The organism is Aeromonas sp. 602200 (assembly GCF_049173895.1).
GTDB lineage: Bacteria > Pseudomonadota > Gammaproteobacteria > Enterobacterales > Aeromonadaceae > Aeromonas > Aeromonas veronii_A.
The window spans coordinates 141,202-157,473 of record NZ_JAAKSL010000011.1 but is presented as its reverse complement, the minus strand read 5'-3'; the positions used below and the strand labels follow the sequence as shown (position 1 = coordinate 157,473).

Annotated in this window: 12 protein-coding genes; 5 read left to right on the top strand and 7 right to left on the bottom strand. The window is 57.8% G+C overall.

All coding sequences use genetic code 11. The features are described from left to right. Together G5221_RS14330 and G5221_RS14325 are read left to right on the top strand one after the other, a co-directional pair. The coding region (locus G5221_RS14330; protein ID WP_421263452.1) for a hypothetical protein at nt 1–224 on the top strand (224 nt) is incomplete at its 5' end. Nucleotides 225–459: 235 nt separating this feature from the next. After that, on the top strand, nt 460–1,656 hold the full coding sequence (locus G5221_RS14325; protein ID WP_110304490.1) for an NnrS family protein: 1,197 nt from the start codon (nt 460–462) through the stop codon (nt 1,654–1,656). A gap of 16 nt (nt 1,657–1,672) precedes the next feature. On the opposite strand, the gene G5221_RS14320 is transcribed toward G5221_RS14325, so the two are convergent. Beyond that, the gene (locus tag G5221_RS14320; RefSeq protein ID WP_110304488.1) at nt 1,673–2,242 is read right to left on the bottom strand and encodes a helix-turn-helix domain-containing protein; all 570 of its coding nucleotides are present in this window, start codon (nt 2,240–2,242) and stop codon (nt 1,673–1,675) included. Nucleotides 2,243–2,361: 119 nt separating this feature from the next. Here G5221_RS14320 and G5221_RS14315 point away from each other — a divergent pair, with 119 nt between their 5' ends. After that, nucleotides 2,362–3,537: a benzoate/H(+) symporter BenE family transporter gene (locus G5221_RS14315; protein WP_421263451.1), complete on the top strand. Its 1,176-nt coding sequence runs from the start codon at nt 2,362–2,364 to the stop codon at nt 3,535–3,537. A gap of 122 nt (nt 3,538–3,659) precedes the next feature. After that, on the top strand, nt 3,660–4,724 hold the full coding sequence (locus G5221_RS14310) for a DUF3103 family protein (RefSeq protein WP_421263450.1): 1,065 nt from the start codon (nt 3,660–3,662) through the stop codon (nt 4,722–4,724). Between the two features lie 69 nt (nt 4,725–4,793). Here G5221_RS14310 and metF read toward each other — a convergent pair whose 3' ends face one another. Next, nucleotides 4,794–5,684: a methylenetetrahydrofolate reductase gene (gene metF / locus G5221_RS14305; RefSeq protein ID WP_421263449.1), complete on the bottom strand. Its 891-nt coding sequence runs from the start codon at nt 5,682–5,684 to the stop codon at nt 4,794–4,796. A gap of 329 nt (nt 5,685–6,013) precedes the next feature. Between metF and G5221_RS14300 the strand changes: the two genes are divergently transcribed. Next, nucleotides 6,014–6,814, top strand: coding sequence for a GNAT family N-acetyltransferase (locus tag G5221_RS14300; RefSeq protein WP_421263448.1), 801 nt, complete (start codon nt 6,014–6,016; stop codon nt 6,812–6,814). A 72-nt stretch (nt 6,815–6,886) separates the two neighbouring features. On the opposite strand, the gene G5221_RS14295 is transcribed toward G5221_RS14300, so the two are convergent. From G5221_RS14295 to uvrA, 5 genes are all read right to left on the bottom strand, one after another. Continuing rightward, the gene (locus G5221_RS14295; protein ID WP_421263447.1) at nt 6,887–8,356 is read right to left on the bottom strand and encodes an extracellular solute-binding protein; all 1,470 of its coding nucleotides are present in this window, start codon (nt 8,354–8,356) and stop codon (nt 6,887–6,889) included. An 8-nt stretch (nt 8,357–8,364) separates the two neighbouring features. Beyond that, a complete protein-coding gene (locus tag G5221_RS14290; protein WP_421263446.1) occupies nt 8,365–10,344 on the bottom strand; it encodes a HAMP domain-containing methyl-accepting chemotaxis protein in 1,980 nt (659 codons plus the stop codon). A 222-nt stretch (nt 10,345–10,566) separates the two neighbouring features. Continuing rightward, nucleotides 10,567–11,163, bottom strand: a complete 597-nt coding sequence (locus G5221_RS14285) for an OmpW family outer membrane protein (protein WP_127008721.1) — start codon at nt 11,161–11,163, stop codon at nt 10,567–10,569. A gap of 458 nt (nt 11,164–11,621) precedes the next feature. Beyond that, complete coding sequence (locus tag G5221_RS14280; protein WP_421263445.1) at nt 11,622–13,295, bottom strand: diguanylate cyclase; 1,674 nt, start codon at nt 13,293–13,295, stop codon at nt 11,622–11,624. Between the two features lie 111 nt (nt 13,296–13,406). Beyond that, nucleotides 13,407–16,235, bottom strand: coding sequence for an excinuclease ABC subunit UvrA (gene uvrA / locus G5221_RS14275; protein WP_421220259.1), 2,829 nt, complete (start codon nt 16,233–16,235; stop codon nt 13,407–13,409). Nucleotides 16,236–16,272: the final 37 nt, after the last annotated feature.

The window sequence follows — 16,272 nt, the reverse complement described above, 5'->3', positions numbered from 1 at the left end:
TTGCTGAATTAACTACTGCAACTTTCGTTGCTTTGGTCACTTCACCAGACATTGAAAATCAAAAATTGTTTTTGATGTTCGATGCTGTGAGTGCCCACACAGATTGCTTGATTCAAATTGTTAAAGAGCGGCACGCTTGTCGCGTTGAGGAGGCGCATGTTACGCTTCTCACTTCGAAAGTCAAGCGATTGTTTTCGCTTTTCTTTCGGCGCCTACTTCACTAGGAAGCTGGCTCATCAGGTTGGCGTGTTCCGCCGTGCTGGTAGGGGCGCATTATAGGGAGCTGCTCCGGGATGACAAGGGCTTTTTTCAGCAAAAAAGTTCGTTCGCTCAGATATCAAACAATCATCTCTTTTTTTGCACGAAATGGCATCAATCCTGACTATTGCCGGATTTAAATTGAACATTTGAAAAGCTAATTTATAATTGCCATCTCAAATGTTTAATTGGAATACCCTCATGCATCAAATCCTCGATAGCCATAAGGAAGAGCAAATCATCCCGCTGTTCCGCTTGGGGTTCCGACCCTTCTTCTTGTTCGGGGCTCTGTTTGCGGCAGTCGCCATGTTGCTCTGGCTGGGGCAGCTCAACGGTTGGCTTACCTTGCCAGGGATTGCCAACCCGATCTGGTGGCATGGTCATGAAATGCTGTTTGGTTTCGGGGCTGCCATCGTCGCGGGTTTTCTGCTCACCGCGGTGCAGAACTGGACGGCCCATCCCGGTGTTCGGAGCTGGCCATTGGCAATGGTGGTGGGGTTGTGGATGTTGCCAAGGACCTTGTTACCCTGGCTGGGTGAGGAGAATACGCTCCTGATGGTGGCAGACCTGCTCTGGTTACCGCTTTGCGCCTGGTTCCTTGCCAAGCCTATCTTGATAACCCGGCAATGGCGCAACCTCTTCTTCGTGCCCCTGTTGCTGATACTGACCTTGCTCAATGGTGCCAGCTGGTTATGGCAGGTCGATTGGACCACCGTTGAGCACCTATTGATCACCACTGTGCTGTTGTTTACCACCCTGATCGCCGTGATGGGTGGAAGGGTGATTCCGTTCTTTACCGCCCGGGCAACCGGTCAGGAGAAAGCTGCACCTCAGCTCTGGCTGGAACGGACTGCGCTCGCGACACTGTGGCTTATCTTGCTCTGCTGGCTGTTACTCCCCACCCAATGGGTCACCAGCATATATATAGTGCCTCTCTACATAGTGGCGGCGAGTTTGCATCTGTGGCGGCAACTGCGTTGGCATCTGCCATCGACCCTTGCGCATCCCCTGCTGTGGTCACTCCATCTCGCCTATCTGTTTATCCCTCTTGGCCTGCTCGCCCTTGCGGCACATAGCGCGGGTCTGCCCATCACGTTGTCGATAGCCAGTCACCTGCTCAGCGCAGGCTGCATGGGGACCATGATCCTAGGCATGATTGCGCGAGTCTCCCTCGGCCATAGCGGTCGGGCCTTGCAAGTGGGACGCAGGATCACTGGCGCATTTGCCTTGGTCATCGCCGCCGCCACAATGCGGGTGGTGATTCCCCTGCTCTGGCCTGCTTATACCCTGCATGGCTGGAACCTCAGCGCGCTTGCCTGGATCGCGGCCTATGGTCTGTTTGTCTGGGTCTATACCCCGATACTGATCCGCCCCAGAGCAGATGGTCGACCGGGTTGATGACTGCGGAACATGTTCAGGGTGTTGCCACCGGATAGTGGATGAGGTTGTGGAAAATCGCCGGGGCTATGCCCAGATTGCGATAACCGTGGGGACGGTCGGCAGCAAAACGCACAGCCTCCCCTTGCACCAATGAGCGCCACTCCCCTTCCACCAACACCTCCATCATTCCGCTGATGACGATGACATGCTCGGTCACTCCCGGCTCATGGGGCTCGGATTCACGCTGGTAACCCGGCAACAGGGTCAGCTCAAGCAACTCGAAACCAAACCGGTTTTCATAAGGGAAGAGCGGTGCCACTTGCATGCCCTCTCCCGCTGGCTGCTGGCGAATGGCATCGGCGGTGCGATAGAGCACCTCTTCCGGCGTGGCGGGTGTGGGCTCAATGAAACTGGAAAATGAGACTCGAAAACCGGTGGCTATCTTCCACAACGTCGCCACAGTCGGGCTGGACTCTCCCCTCTCAATCTGCCCCAGCATCGCCTTGCTGACACCCGTTTCGCGCGCGGCGGCATCCAGGCTCCAGCCGCGCTCGCTGCGCAGCCCCTTCAGTCGAGCAGCCAGATGCTGACTCATCTCTTGCATAACGGCCTCTTTATTACTCTTGCACGATGCGCCTTGTGCGCTATAGCGCACAGCGATATAGTCAAAGCTTTATTGTACGTAATAACGCACAGCGCGTCACAACGCCAAGAGGAAGAGTCATGCCCTTCGCCATCCCCCATCTGGTCGCAGGCTTTATCGCCGTAATGGTCGGCTACACCAGCTCCGTCATCCTGATCATCCAGGCCGCCACGGCAGCGGGTGCTGATACTGCCCAAGTTGCCTCCTGGCTCTGGACGCTGGGGATCGGCATGGGGGTGAGCTGCATCGGCCTCTCTCTCTATTACCGCATACCCATACTGACCGCCTGGTCCACACCGGGCGCGGCACTGCTGATCACCACGCTGGGCAACTTCACTCTGGCGGAAGCCATCGGCGCCTTTGTGATCTCGTCCCTGCTGATCACGCTGTGTGGCATCAGCGGCTGGTTCGACCGTTTGATGAAACATATTCCGGCTCCACTGGCCGCCGCCATGCTGGCTGGCGTGCTGCTCAGATTCGGGTTGGATCTGTTCAAGGTCGCCCCGCAAGATCCCTTGCTGCTTGGCACCCTGCTGCTGACCTTCCTGCTGGGGCGTCATCTCTGGCCCCGCTATACCATGGTACTGGTACTGGGAGTGGGGATGCTGATCTGCAGCGTGCGGGGGGATTTGCAAATGGGCACCCTTCACTGGCAACTCGCCAGCCCGGTCTGGACATGGCCAGCCTTCTCCCTTGATGCCCTGTTTGGTATCGCGCTGCCGCTGTTCATTGTCACCATGACATCGCAAAACATGCCGGGGATCGCCATCTTGCGAGCCCATGGCTATCAGCCTTCCACCTCCTCGCTGATCAGCTGGACTGGCCTGACTGGCCTGCTGCTAGCCCCTTTTGGCGGCTATGCCTTCAATCTGGCCGCCATCACTGCCGCCATCTGCATGGGCCAAGAGGTCGACCCGGATACCAAGCGCCGCTGGCCAGCTGCGGTATGGGCGGGTTACTTTTATCTCCTGACCGGCTGCTTCGGCGCAACCGTCGCGGCCCTGTTTAGCGCCTTTCCGGCAGCCCTTGTCACCTGCGTCGCCGGATTGGCCCTGTTAGGCACCATCGGCAACAGCCTGCACTCCGCCTTGCAACAGGATGAAGCGCGAGAAGCTGCGCTGCTCACCTTTATCATTACCGCGTCCGGGATCAGCCTGCTCGGCATCGCGGCAGCCTGCTGGGGTCTGCTGATTGGTCTGGCTATCTATCAGTTCCAATTATATCGACAAAGGAATCAATTGAACCTCAAATCGTGAACCTCTGCACACTATCCAGATAAAATGATTCACAAGTGAAACTAATTTCCTTCTAGTGGTGCCAGGGCACCAATCTTCCCGGACATGGTGCCCTGTCAGGTTCCATGCAACGGAGAATAAAAATGAAAAATCAGGCTGTCTTGTTACTACTGGCCATACTGGGTGCTACGAGCGTCCAGGCTGCCGATACGGATCGAGAGCTGGCTCGCCAGCTCGCACTTCAGCAGAAAAACCTGCTGCCCCTGCTGAGCAATCAGCAATACCAGAGCCCGCTTCCCAACCTGCTGCAGAAGGCCAGCCCGCGCCTTAAGCGGCAGGCGACCGATGCCAACCAGGCGGCCATCAGCCGACAAGGACTGGATGGCGAGGTCAAGCAACTGATGCAGTTGCGGCTGGCCAACACCGATCAGGCCGCCGCACTGCAACAGGGGGTCGAACCGCTGGTCGCCTATGTTCCAAGTGGGGATGAGAAGAGCTGGAGCGCCATTGAAGCGTTCGACAGCGCTGGCAATCCCGTCTATCTGGATGTGGACAAGGCACCGGCCCGGCCGGTTCTGGTAGTCGAAGCCGATCCCGTCAAAGCCAAGAACGCAGGCTTGAAGGTGATGCGCAAGGCGCTGGCCGATGCGGATCTGCAAAGCGCTCCGCGAGTGGCGGCCAGCACGGCGCCACTCAAGACCAGTATCCTGAAAAAGATCAGACTGAAGGATGATCAGGAGCCCTGGCTGCTCGGCGCAGCCGAAGTGTATGCGGTGGTCGCAGGGGTCAATCCCAGCCGGGATGAGCCTGTGGTCGATATTGTCGACATGCCCTACCTCGACTATGACAACACAGACTACACCCCCAACCAGATCCTGGTTTACTGGGATCGCTATCGCTGGGGTGCCGTCGATGTGGTGATGATGGAGCAGGATGACAACGTCAACTACAAGGAGCTGAGCGCCATGCTGATTGAAGCCCTCAAACTCGGCTTTACCGCGGGTGGCGTGCCGGAAGCACTGCCCTTCCTCGATCTCGGCGGTCGCATCGTCAAGGCTCTGCCCGACTCCTGGATGACCAACAACGACGACTATCTGGATACCTTCTACACACTGGAGCAGGATCAGGTCTATCGCCAGTATCCGGGGGCTGCCGGTAATGCGGTCATCGATCTTGAGCCAAAAGAGATCGCCCCGACCAGACCTTGATAATCGGCCATAACAAAAAAGCCAATGAGCAACTCATTGGCTTTTTGCTTTTATCGCGGTGAGCACAGGTCAGCCCTTGGGACGAACCCCCAGGGTATGACTGATGGCATAGGTCAGCTCGGAGCGGTTCAGGGTATAGAAGTGGAAATCCTTCACCCCCTCCTGACTCAACACGCGCACCTGATCGATGGCGATGCTAGCCCCCACCAGATTGCGGGTCATCTGATCGTTATCCAGCCCCTCGAAACGCTGATGCATCCAGCGCGGGATCTTCACATTGGTGAAACCGGCAAACTTGGCCAGCGTCTGGTAGTTGGAGACCGGCAGGATCCCCGGCACGATTTCGGCATCGATACCGATGGCGGCGCAGCGATCCCGAAAGCGCAGATACGTTTCCACATCAAAGAAGAACTGGGTGATGGCGCGGTTGGCACCGGCATCAATCTTGCGCTTGAGGTTGAGCAGGTCGGATTGCGCACTCTTGGCCTCTGGGTGCCCTTCCGGATAGGCGGCAACCGAGATATCGAAGTCCGCCTCTGACTTGAGCAGAGCAACCAGATCGGTGGCATACATATCCGGCTTCTCCAACCCCTGCGGCAAGTCACCGCGCAGAGCCACAATATGGCGAATGCCGCTGTTCCAGTAGTCGCGGGCGATGGTGCGCAATTCGTCGCGGCTGGCATCGATACAGGTCAGGTGCGGCGCCGCAATCAGGCCGGTCCGCTCCTTGATGTCCTTGATCACCTTGTGGGTGCGATCACGGGTGCCGGAGTTGGCACCATAGGTGACGGAGACGAACTTGGGTTCCAGCACTTTCAGCCGTTCGATGGACTGCCAGAGGGTATTCTCCATCCCTTCACTATTGGGCGGAAAAAACTCGAAACTGACCGATATATCGCCATTCAAATCTGCCAAGCTCTGGTTGAGCGCCTCAACCTGACGTGCACTGTGAAATCCCATATGTTCTTCTCCCTGTCCTGCAATCCATCTGCCTACGTCAAAACGGATGTTTGGACGTCTAAACGTCTTTATATTTATGAGTAAAACGACACAAAGTCAACAGGGATTTACCTCACATCCGATCTGACGAACTTCATAATTACAAAATTAACGGTACGTAACCGAAAAGTGCCCATCCCAAAATTGCCCCAGTCGAGTTATGATGGGGTCAGATCGTCCTGGACGTTCTGAATCTGCGTGTGATTGTTTGGCCGGAGGTTTCTCCGGCCCCTTTTCATCTATTTCCCACTCCTGCCGATAACAGAATGAGTCTTTGCAGGAGCACCATCATGGATACCCACCCCGGCTTTGCCACCGACTTGCTGTTTGATCGCTACCAGGGCGAGGTCATCCAGCATGAGCAGTTCTGGGCGGTTCGCACGCCGGATGCTCCCGACTACTACTTCGGCAACTACCTGCTACTCCCCACCCCGCCCAGCGACCATGACAAAGGCTGGCTGGAAGCCACATTTGATCAGCTGATCGGCCAGGATCCTCGAGTGCGCCACCGCACCTTCCAATGGCCACTGGCGGCCGGACAAAACAGCCGGATCGCCGGTTTTGTCGCAACGGGTTACCAATATATGGAGTGCGTGGTGCTGGCGCTGGATGAACAGAGTTGCCCGCCCCCTCACAGCGACATGAACAAGGTTGAGGCACGCACCTTCACCACTGCTGATTGGCCTGAGTGGCTCGACTTCGAACTCAATGAACGGGATGAGGGGCACTCGGAACAGAGCTATCTCCCCTATCTTGGATCCCGTCAGGCGCTCTATCAGGCCATGATTGCCGATGGTCTCGGGGACTGGTGGGGGATCTGGCGAGAGGGGCAACTGGTCGCCAGCTGCGGTCTCTTCTTTTGCGGCACACTTGGGCGCTTCCAGTTGGTACGTACGCACCATGCGTGGCGCAACCAGGGGTTATGCCGCCAGTTGCTGAGTCAGGTGGCTCGCGCAGGATTGTCCCGCGCCAAACAGCTAATCATAGTGGCCGACGAGCACTACCATGCCCAGCGCATTTACCGCTCTCTGGGGTTCGCCCCCGTTGCCCGCATCGGCAGCCTCTGCCGCTGGCCCCACGAAGCACAATAAAGCAATACATGCTGGCCGCGAGCCATAAAAAACGGGAGGCTGATGCCTCCCGTTTTTATTGATACCGATGACCTATTGCTGTGGCTGCTGTGGCGCTTCCAACTCGTTGGAGAGCGCCTGCTCTACCTCATCCGACTGCGCCGGTAATGGGGCAGCAACCGCTGATGCGGGTTCTGCGGAAGTCACAGCAGGTGACACCACGGCCGATGTTTCACTGGTCGCGGGGGCTGCGGACACCTCAGTCGTCGGAGCAGAAACCGGAGCAGGGGCAACCGCATCACACTGACAATCCGCGCTCTTGGCCTTGTTGCCCTGATGAGGGGCATACCAGCCCTTCAAGCCACTTTCCAGTCGATCCGCGGCCGCCTTGGGCTCCATCTTGCCAAGCAGCACCGCCTGACTCACCTCGGCCAGTTCATCCCCTAACTTGGGCGTACCACGGGAGAGGATCTGGGTCGCCACCCGAATGGTCGAGTCACACTGATCGCGCCACTCCATCATCTCTTTGGCTGCCGGATTGGTGACATCGAAGAAGTGGTTGGAGAGGGAGAAGAATCCCGGCAGCGAGTTGGTATAGAGCTCGGCAAATTGCGGCGTCGTCAGCCACTGCAGGAAGGCCATCGCCCCCTCTTTGTTCTTGCTGGCCGGGTTCATCCCCATACCGATATCGGTATGGTCGGTAAAGAAACAGCCATCACCCTGTTTAGCCACCGGCGGACGCATGACGCCAAAATCGACCTTGCCGGTGAAGGGAGCAATCTCCCAGGAGCCCGCCACATAAAAGGCAGCCTTGCCCGACGTGAACAGCTCGTTGCTGGTCGCGTAATCGCGGCTCTCACCACCTTCACCGAGGTAGGAACGCCAACGGGCCAGCTCGTCGAACACTTTCACATATTGCGGGTTGTCCAACCGCTCCTGCCCGCCGATCAGTGCCAGACGACCGTCCTCTCCCTTCCAGTAGTTGGGACCAATGTTCTGGAACCCCAGTTCGGAGGCAACCCAGCTCTCGGAACCACTCATGGCCAGCGGCACATAACGCCCGTCGGCCTTGATCTTGTCCAGCACGGCGAAGAACTGGTCGCGGGTTTGCGGCAAGGTGAGCCCCAACTCACTGAAGATCTTCTTGTTATAGAAGAAGCCATGGATCACCGAGGCCATGGGTACACAGAATGTCTGGGCACCGGAATCCGTCTGCCAGGGTGACTGGGCAAAACTCGGGAAGTTCTCCATTCCTGCCATTTCGGTCAGCTCGGCCAGATGGCCCGCCTTGAACAGGGCGAGCGAGTCATCAAACGGACGACAGGTAATGAGATCCCCCGCCTTACCGCCTTTCAGGCTCTCCCACAGGGTGGGCATGTAGTTGACGTTCTGCACCGGATGAAAACTCACCTTGATACCGGGATGCGCCGCTTCAAAGGCCGGGATGATTTTCTGCTCCCACAACGCCTTGTCATCGGTTCGCCAGCTTTCAATCACCAGCTCGCTGGCCATCAGCTGGCCACACAACAGGAGACTCAGGGCTCCAATCCACTTTTTAGACATAAGCCCTCCTAGACCTTGAAATGTGCGATCAATTGCTGCTGTTTGGCGACCAGGTCGGCCAGTACTTCACTGCTGCTGGCGGATTCGCGCGCCTCCCGCTCGGTCTCGTATGCCACATCGGCAATACCGGCGATATGACGAGCGACCCCCTGACTGACGGAGATCTGCTCCTGCGCGGCATGGGCCACCTGATCAGCCATCGATTTGATGGCCCCCATCCGATCGGCAATGGATTGCAGCGCCACATCCATCTCGCGGGTCTGCTCGACACAGCTCTGGGTCTGCTCCTGGCTGCGCCCCATCACTTCAACCACATGCTTGCTGGAGCTCTGCAGGTTCTCAATCATCCCCTGGATCTCCTCCGTCGAAGTCTGGGTGCGATTGGCCAGCGCCCGCACCTCATCGGCCACCACCGCGAAACCGCGACCGGCATCGCCAGCACGGGCAGCTTCGATGGCGGCGTTCAAGGCCAGCAGGTTGGTCTGCTCGGCAATACTGCGGATCACGTCGAGAATGCTGCCGATGTTGTTGCTGAATTCGCCCAGCTTGTAGGTGATGCCGACCGCCTCCTCCATGGCGCCAGCCAGCTGCTCGGTGAGCCGGCGAGTGGTGGCCACTTTCTGGCGACCATTGCGTGCCTCTTCATCGGCCAGATCCACTTCCCGCTTGGTGCCATCGGTAGAGCGGGCCACCTCGGTGGCGCTCACTTCCAGCTCGGTAATGGCGGCGGCCACCTGATCGGTCTGGCTCTTCTGCTCCTGTACCCGGGACATGGCCCGTTCGCTGATCTCGGCGGCGCGGCTCGCTTCATCCACCAGATGGCGGGAGCCTGCATTGATTTGAGAGAGCAGCTCGCCGGTCTTGCCCGCCAGCGTATCGATGGAGCGAGAGAGGCTGCCAAATTCGCAACTGCTGCGGTAGTTGATGCGGCGGGTCATATCACCGGCCGCCATGTAATCGAGCTCTTTGTTGATCATCTGCAACGGGCGCTGAATGCTGCGCGCCGTGGTATAGCCGATCACCAGCGCCGCAGCGGCCGACATCGCGGCAACCACCAGGATCCAGAAGCTGGCACTGCTGACCGCCGCATCGGCGTTGATCCGGCTATCGCTGGCGATGGCTCCGGCAGACTTGCCCATCTCATCGAGCAAATTGAGGCTGTTGACCAGACTGGCATCCAACTGCTGATTTTGCGTGGCCAGCGACAGCGCCAGTTGCTGAGCCTGACGCATGGTCGCCAACAAGCCCTGAGCGCCAAGCGCCAGCTCCTGCATCCGATCCAGATTGGAGACAAAGCGCGCTTTCACATCATCAGGCACCAGCACCCGCTCCAACCGCTTGCGGGCCATCTCGATATCCTTGCTGAGTACCTTTTCCAGCTCGTTCAGGTCGGTTTTGGCATCGGCACGACGGATATTCTTCAGGTCGCGGGCGATACCCGAGGTAATAAGCTCCGCCTTATTGCGCATGGAACGCTTGCTGGCAGTCTGTTGCAGCAGCAGATCCGCCGCCCACTGGTAGGTATCCTCAAGACGGATAAATTCCATCTCCAGCTTGTGGCGCTGCTCCAGCGCGCTGACCCACTGCCGATGCTGGGCCAACACCTGATCTGCCAAGCCATAAAATTGGGTGGTAGCACTCTCGACCTGTTGGAAGCGGGCACGAGCATCCGCTACGTCGGTAAATTTACCCATCTCCTGACTCAGCTGGGCGAAGCGGTTCTGCTGCTCCTTGAACTGATTGGCCAGCTGCGGCAACTGGGCGGCATCTTCACTGGTGCGGTAGACCAGCACCCAGCGGTTACTATCCTGCAGTGCCCCCTTTAGACCTGCGACAGCCACTACCAGCGGGGTTGCCCGGTCAGATACGGCAGAGAGGCCGTCATTTATACCCTTGATTTTAAAGGTACTGATCACACCAAGCAGGATCAGCAACAGCAGCATCAACACGAATCCGGCGATGATCCGCTGCACAATAGATAAGCCCATGGAGACATCCTCACTCATTGGGGGAAGGTAAAGTGAACATAGTCACTATCGGCAGGGGTGGCGAATAACTGAAATAAAGCGACAGGGATTTAATTGATTTGTATCGGGTTGGATCACAGTCCAGACAAAATCAGCAATACGAAAAAAGCCCGGCAAAAGCCGGGCTGAAAGAGACGTACTTTGCTATCTTCCGCGGTCCGATCAGAGCCGCAGTCAGAATCATTAGAAGCGGTAGCCAACACCCACCATAAAGGCCATCGGGTCGACCTTGGTATTAATGGTGCCAATCGCAGTATGCACATCGGTATCGATATCCATGATCCAGGCTGAACCGTTGACAAACCAGCGGTCAGTGATCGCCATATCGATACCAACTTGTCCGGCAACACCCCAAGAGTCATCGACTTTGACATCGGTCCCGGCCAATGCACCACGGCCCTCTTCATCAAAGAAGGTGGTGTAGTTCACGCCAATACCGACATACGGGCGAACCTTGCTTTGAGCATCGCCAAAATAGTACTGACCCATCAGAGTCGGCGGCAAATGCTTGATCTTGGCAACTTCAGAGCCACCCAGTTTGACTGAATGAGAGAAAGGGGTTGCAGCCAGCAATTCGACACCCCAGTTATCAGTAATCATGTAAGAGAGAGTCAATCCCAATTGCATGTTGTCATTAATTTCCAGCTCTACAGGCGTGCTGCTTTCCTGCGGCGATACAAATGCCAAACCACCACGAACCAGAATATCGCCAGCCTGATGGGCCATGGCGAAAGGAGAGGTCACTGCAGCGGCAATCATCAGAGGAAGTAATTTTTTCATCACGTAATCCCTTTTTTTGTTTTCATTTGATGCTGTAAGCCCGCTGACTATATGCCCTTGTAAATGCAAAGTTATTGACTTGGAGCAAAGGTTGCACAGAAATAAATCGATTGGTGTGACATCTTTGCGCGCCATCCCAATCTCCTTGAGTCCCCAGACAACAAGCTGAAATACCTGTTTCGACAGGTTGTAACTACCCGCATCCAGCGCCAAAAGGAGCAAACAAACCACACCTTATTGCGCGGCAGAGCGGCTATTAATTGTTGTTAACATGGGCAAATCAGCGTATTTTTTGCGCCATACAAGTTACTGGGAAGTAATGGTTTATTTATGAAAAATGAGTCGAAATGGCAAAAGGTGGGAGCCTTTCTCGCGGCCGTGTGGGGAATCGGATCCTTTCTCTTTATCCTGCTCGGTTTTATTGTCGCCTTGGCCTATCTGGTATTGGTACGGCAGGGTTAATCCGGATTGACAGAGTGCAGCAGGGTGATATCTCCCCCTTCGGCAAGCTGTTCCGGAGTCTGACCCATTCCCTCAGCAGAGAGGCTAACAGCGTAGCCACACCACCGATTTCGCCCGCCGACTTTGGCCTGGTACAGCGCCATGTCCGCCAGTTTGAAGCTATGACTCCAGAATGAATCCGGGTACTCCGGGTGCAACGGATAGCGGCAGAACCCCAGCGACACCGTCAACCAGAGTGGCGCATCCTCTCTGCCAAAGCGGTGCTGAGCGACACGCTGGCGGAGATATTCGACCCGCAGCGCCAACTCTTGCTCGTCATCCACCTGCAACAGCAACAAGAACTCCTCCCCGCCCAGCCGGATGATAGGCTCGCGCTCTCCTGTCACCACCTTGCGCAGCAGATCCGCCAACTGTTTCAGCACCAGATCCCCGATGTCATGGCCAAGGCGGTCATTGATCCGCTTGAAATGATCCAGATCCAGCAGCAATAACAGACAAGGTTTGGCCCGGTTGGCCTGCAACCAGCCATCGAGATAGCGACGATTGAAACAACGGGTCAAAGGGTCGGTGAATGCAGCCATCTCCATCTGGCTGGATTTTTCCAACAAATCATCGTGTTGCTGACTGACCTTGCTGGCCATCTCCTTGAACTTGCCGCTCAGGGTCGCCATCTCGGCGCTGCTGTCGATATAGGGGATCAAGGTGGCATCAGGCCGATCGCCAAAGCGTTGCAGCGCCGACACCAGCTGCTGCAACGGGGTGAGCACAATGCTGTTGAGCCGGTACATGGCGATCATGACGCAGATAAAACTGATAAACAGCATGCCGATAAAGGTCCAGAGCGCCCCCTCCATGACGCCACTCAAGATCTTTCTCTCCTCCTCAATCACCAGAGTCAGCACCGGCTGGTTATCGCTGTTGAGCAGTCGCACCTCTCCCCTGAGCCGGGTGAGCCCAAGGTCGATCAGGCGATACGTTATTTGCGGTTTCAGTGGTTTGAAGGTAGCGGTGACATCCAGATTGGCGTGGGAAATCGCCAGAGGCAGCGCGGTACGCTCCGATACCTGCTCGAGATAGGCCTTGTCGAGCCAACGTACAACCAGCAAGAAACCGTTGAACGGTGCCGACTCGTCACTGTTTCTGATCGGCTGCCACGAGTACATCAGCGGCCCCCACTGGGAAGCTCGGATCCCGTGCAGATTGATGCCCCCGTGCGCCACCGAGCGCGCCCTTAACTGCTTTTTCAGTTCATCAAGGAAGTAGGGAAACTGATCCGGATTGATCCCCGGCGCATCGGGTAGCAGGGTGCGCGTCCAGATTTCGTAGCCGGTGAGATCCATGAAGCTCATCAGGTTGAGACTAAAATCCCGCATCGGCATATCACTGAACAGGTTGGATTCGATGTACCCCCTGCTTTTGTTGTCCATAAAACGATGGCTGTCATCCCAGATGCCCCAATCCCGACTGAATGCATCCAGAGCGGCCACATCCGCCTGCACCGCCTTGGTCACGCGCAGCAGATGCTCCTTCATTCGCTGCTCTTCAATCCGGCTGGCAGCCGGGATTTGGGCCCACGCCAGCAGGACCAGCAATAGCAGGATCGCCCCCAGCCAGATGGGGAACATGGAGTAAGCCAACTGATGATCGATGGTGCGCGAAGCCTGAGCCATAAACCGACATATCCATTGCAGTGATGCTGCGATGCCTCGCATCGCCCGAAACCTCCACGCTCCCGATTTTCATCATAAAAAAGGGGCCCAAGGCCCCACGATTATAACGGTTTATCTCTCCAGCAGGGGCCGTAAAAAGCGTGCTGTATGAGACTCTTTATTGGCGCATATCTCCTCCGGCGTCCCCGTCACCAGAATGCAGCCGCCACCGGCGCCCCCCTCCGGCCCCAGATCGACGATCCAGTCGGCGGTTTTGATGACGTCCAGATTGTGTTCGATGATGACGATGGTGTTGCCGCGATCCCGCAGCTGGTGCAGCACCTTGAGTAGCTGCTGAATATCGTGGAAGTGCAGCCCGGTAGTCGGCTCGTCCAGAATATAGAGGGTCTGACCGGTATCCCGCTTGGAGAGCTCGCGCGCCAGCTTCACCCGCTGCGCCTCACCGCCAGAGAGCGTGGTGGCCGACTGGCCGAGGCGGATATAGGAGAGACCCACATCCATCAGGGTCTGCAGCTTGCGCGCCACTGCCGGTACCGGGTCGAAGAACTCGCGGGCATCTTCCACCGTCATCTCGAGGATTTCGTGGATGTTCTTGCCCTTGTACTTCACCTCCAGCGTCTCGCGGTTGTAGCGCTTGCCCTTGCAGACGTCGCACGGCACGTAGACGTCCGGCAGGAAGTGCATCTCCACCTTGATGACCCCATCCCCCTGACAGGCCTCGCAGCGCCCCCCTTTCACGTTGAAGGAGAAGCGGCCCGGCTGATAGCCGCGCGAGCGCGCCTCCTGAGTGCCGGAAAGCAGTTCGCGGATCGGGGTGAACAGGCCGGTGTAGGTAGCCGGGTTGGAGCGCGGGGTGCGGCCGATGGGGCTTTGGTCGATATCCACCACCTTGTCCAGATGCTCCAGCCCTTCCACGCTGCGATAGGGCGCCGGGGTGGATTCGGTGGCCTTGTTCAGCTCGCGGTGAGCGATGCGGAACAGGGTATCGTTGATCAGGGTCGACTTGCCGGAGCCGGAGACGCCGGTGACGCAAGTCATCACCCCGATGGGCAGATCCAGGTTGACGTTGCGCAGGTTATTGCCGCTCGCCCCCTTGAGTTTCAGCCACTTGCCGGTAAGCGGAGTCCGCTCGGCCGGAATGGCGATCTGCTTGCGACCGGAGAGGTAGTCACCGGTGAGTGACTCGGGATTAGCAATGATCTCCTCCGGCGTACCCTGGGCGACGATGGCCCCGCCGTGCACCCCGGCTCCCGGGCCGATGTCGAGCACATGGTCCGCGAGGCGAATGGCATCCTCGTCGTGCTCCACCACGATCACCGTGTTGCCAAGATCACGCAGGTGAGTGAGGGTCTTGAGCAACCGCTCGTTGTCGCGCTGATGCAGGCCGATGGAGGGCTCGTCCAGCACATACATGACACCTACCAGACCGGCACCGATCTGGCTGGCTAGTCTAATGCGTTGCGCTTCGCCGCCGGAGAGGGTCTCGGCACTGCGCGACAGGCTCAGATAGTTGAGGCCGACGTTCACCAGGAAGCCAAGCCGCTCGACGATCTCTTTGAGGATCTTCTCGGCAATCTGGGCGCGCTGACCGGTGAGGTTCAACCCCTCGAAGAAGGCCAGCGCATCGCCAATGGACTGCTCGGCGATGGCCGGCAGGTTGCGGTTGTCGACGAATACGTGGCGTGCCTCCTCCCGCAGTCGGCTACCACCGCAGCTGGTACAGGATTTGTTGGCGATGTATTTGGAGAGCTCTTCACGCACCGAGTTGGACTCGGTCTCCCGGTAGCGCCGCTCCATGTTGTGCAGGATCCCCTCGAACGGGTGCTTGCGCACCACCACGTCGCCACGATCGTTCATGTAACGGAACTCGATCTCGGTGCGACCGGAGCCGCGCAGGATCACCTCCTGGGTCTTCAGTGGCAGATCCTCCCACGGCGTCTCCAGATCGAACTTGTAGTGTTCGGAGAGGGATTTGAGCATCTGGAAGTAGTAGAAGCTGCGCTTGTCCCAGCCGCGGATAGCGCCGTTGGCCAGGCTGATGGCCGGATCGCCGATCACCTTGGCCGGATCGAAATATTGCTGCACCCCGAGGCCGTCGCAGGTAGGGCAGGCACCAGCCGGGTTGTTGAAGGAGAAGATGCGCGGCTCCAGCTCCGACATGGAGTAGCCGCACTCCGGGCAGGCGAAGTTGGCGGAAAAGGTCATGGGGACGACCCCCTCCTCGCCGTCCATCGGCACTACCAGTACGATGCCACCGGAGAGGGTCAGCGCCGTCTCGAACGACTCGGCCAAACGCAAGGCAAGGTCATCGCGCACCTTGAAACGGTCCACCACCACCTCGATGGTGTGCTTCTTGTGCAGCTCCAGCGTGGGCGGATCGGAGAGATCGCACACCTCGCCGTCGATGCGGGCACGGATGTAGCCCTGAGCCGCCAGATTCTCCAGCAGCTTGGTGTGCTCCCCCTTGCGGTCACGCACCACCGGGGCCAGCAACATAAGCTTGCTCCCCTCCGGCTGGGCCAGCACCTGATCCACCATCTGGCTGATGGTCTGGGCGGCTAGCGGAATGGAGTGAGTCGGGCAGCGTGGCTCACCGACCCGGGCGAACAGCAGACGCAGGTAGTCGTAGATCTCGGTGATGGTGCCGACGGTCGAGCGCGGGTTATGGGAAGTGGACTTCTGCTCGATGGAAATGGCGGGCGAGAGCCCCTCGATATGGTCGACGTCAGGCTTCTCCATCAGGGAGAGGAACTGGCGGGCATAGGCGGAGAGGGACTCCACATAGCGGCGCTGCCCCTCGGCATAGAGGGTATCGAACGCCAGAGAGGACTTGCCCGAGCCGGAGAGGCCGGTGACCACGATCAGCTTGTCGCGGGGCAGGGTCAGATTGATGTTCTTGAGGTTGTGGGTGCGAGCACCCCGGACCACGATCTTTTCCATCTTGTTGCACGCTCGATACGGAAACCTGAGCGAGTCA

What these genes read in the sequence shown, in the direction of transcription:
- G5221_RS14325 (WP_110304490.1), top strand. Translation starts at nt 460, where the DNA reads ATGCATCAAATCCTCGATAGCCATAAGGAAGAGCAAATCATCCCGCTG.
- G5221_RS14320 (WP_110304488.1), bottom strand. Translation starts at nt 2,242, where the DNA reads ATGCAAGAGATGAGTCAGCATCTGGCTGCTCGACTGAAGGGGCTGCGC.
- G5221_RS14315 (WP_421263451.1), top strand. Translation starts at nt 2,362, where the DNA reads ATGCCCTTCGCCATCCCCCATCTGGTCGCAGGCTTTATCGCCGTAATG.
- G5221_RS14310 (WP_421263450.1), top strand. Translation starts at nt 3,660, where the DNA reads ATGAAAAATCAGGCTGTCTTGTTACTACTGGCCATACTGGGTGCTACG.
- metF (WP_421263449.1), bottom strand. Translation starts at nt 5,684, where the DNA reads ATGGGATTTCACAGTGCACGTCAGGTTGAGGCGCTCAACCAGAGCTTG.
- G5221_RS14300 (WP_421263448.1), top strand. Translation starts at nt 6,014, where the DNA reads ATGGATACCCACCCCGGCTTTGCCACCGACTTGCTGTTTGATCGCTAC.
- G5221_RS14295 (WP_421263447.1), bottom strand. Translation starts at nt 8,356, where the DNA reads ATGTCTAAAAAGTGGATTGGAGCCCTGAGTCTCCTGTTGTGTGGCCAG.
- G5221_RS14290 (WP_421263446.1), bottom strand. Translation starts at nt 10,344, where the DNA reads ATGGGCTTATCTATTGTGCAGCGGATCATCGCCGGATTCGTGTTGATG.
- G5221_RS14285 (WP_127008721.1), bottom strand. Translation starts at nt 11,163, where the DNA reads ATGAAAAAATTACTTCCTCTGATGATTGCCGCTGCAGTGACCTCTCCT.
- G5221_RS14280 (WP_421263445.1), bottom strand. Translation starts at nt 13,295, where the DNA reads ATGGCTCAGGCTTCGCGCACCATCGATCATCAGTTGGCTTACTCCATG.
- uvrA (WP_421220259.1), bottom strand. Translation starts at nt 16,235, where the DNA reads ATGGAAAAGATCGTGGTCCGGGGTGCTCGCACCCACAACCTCAAGAAC.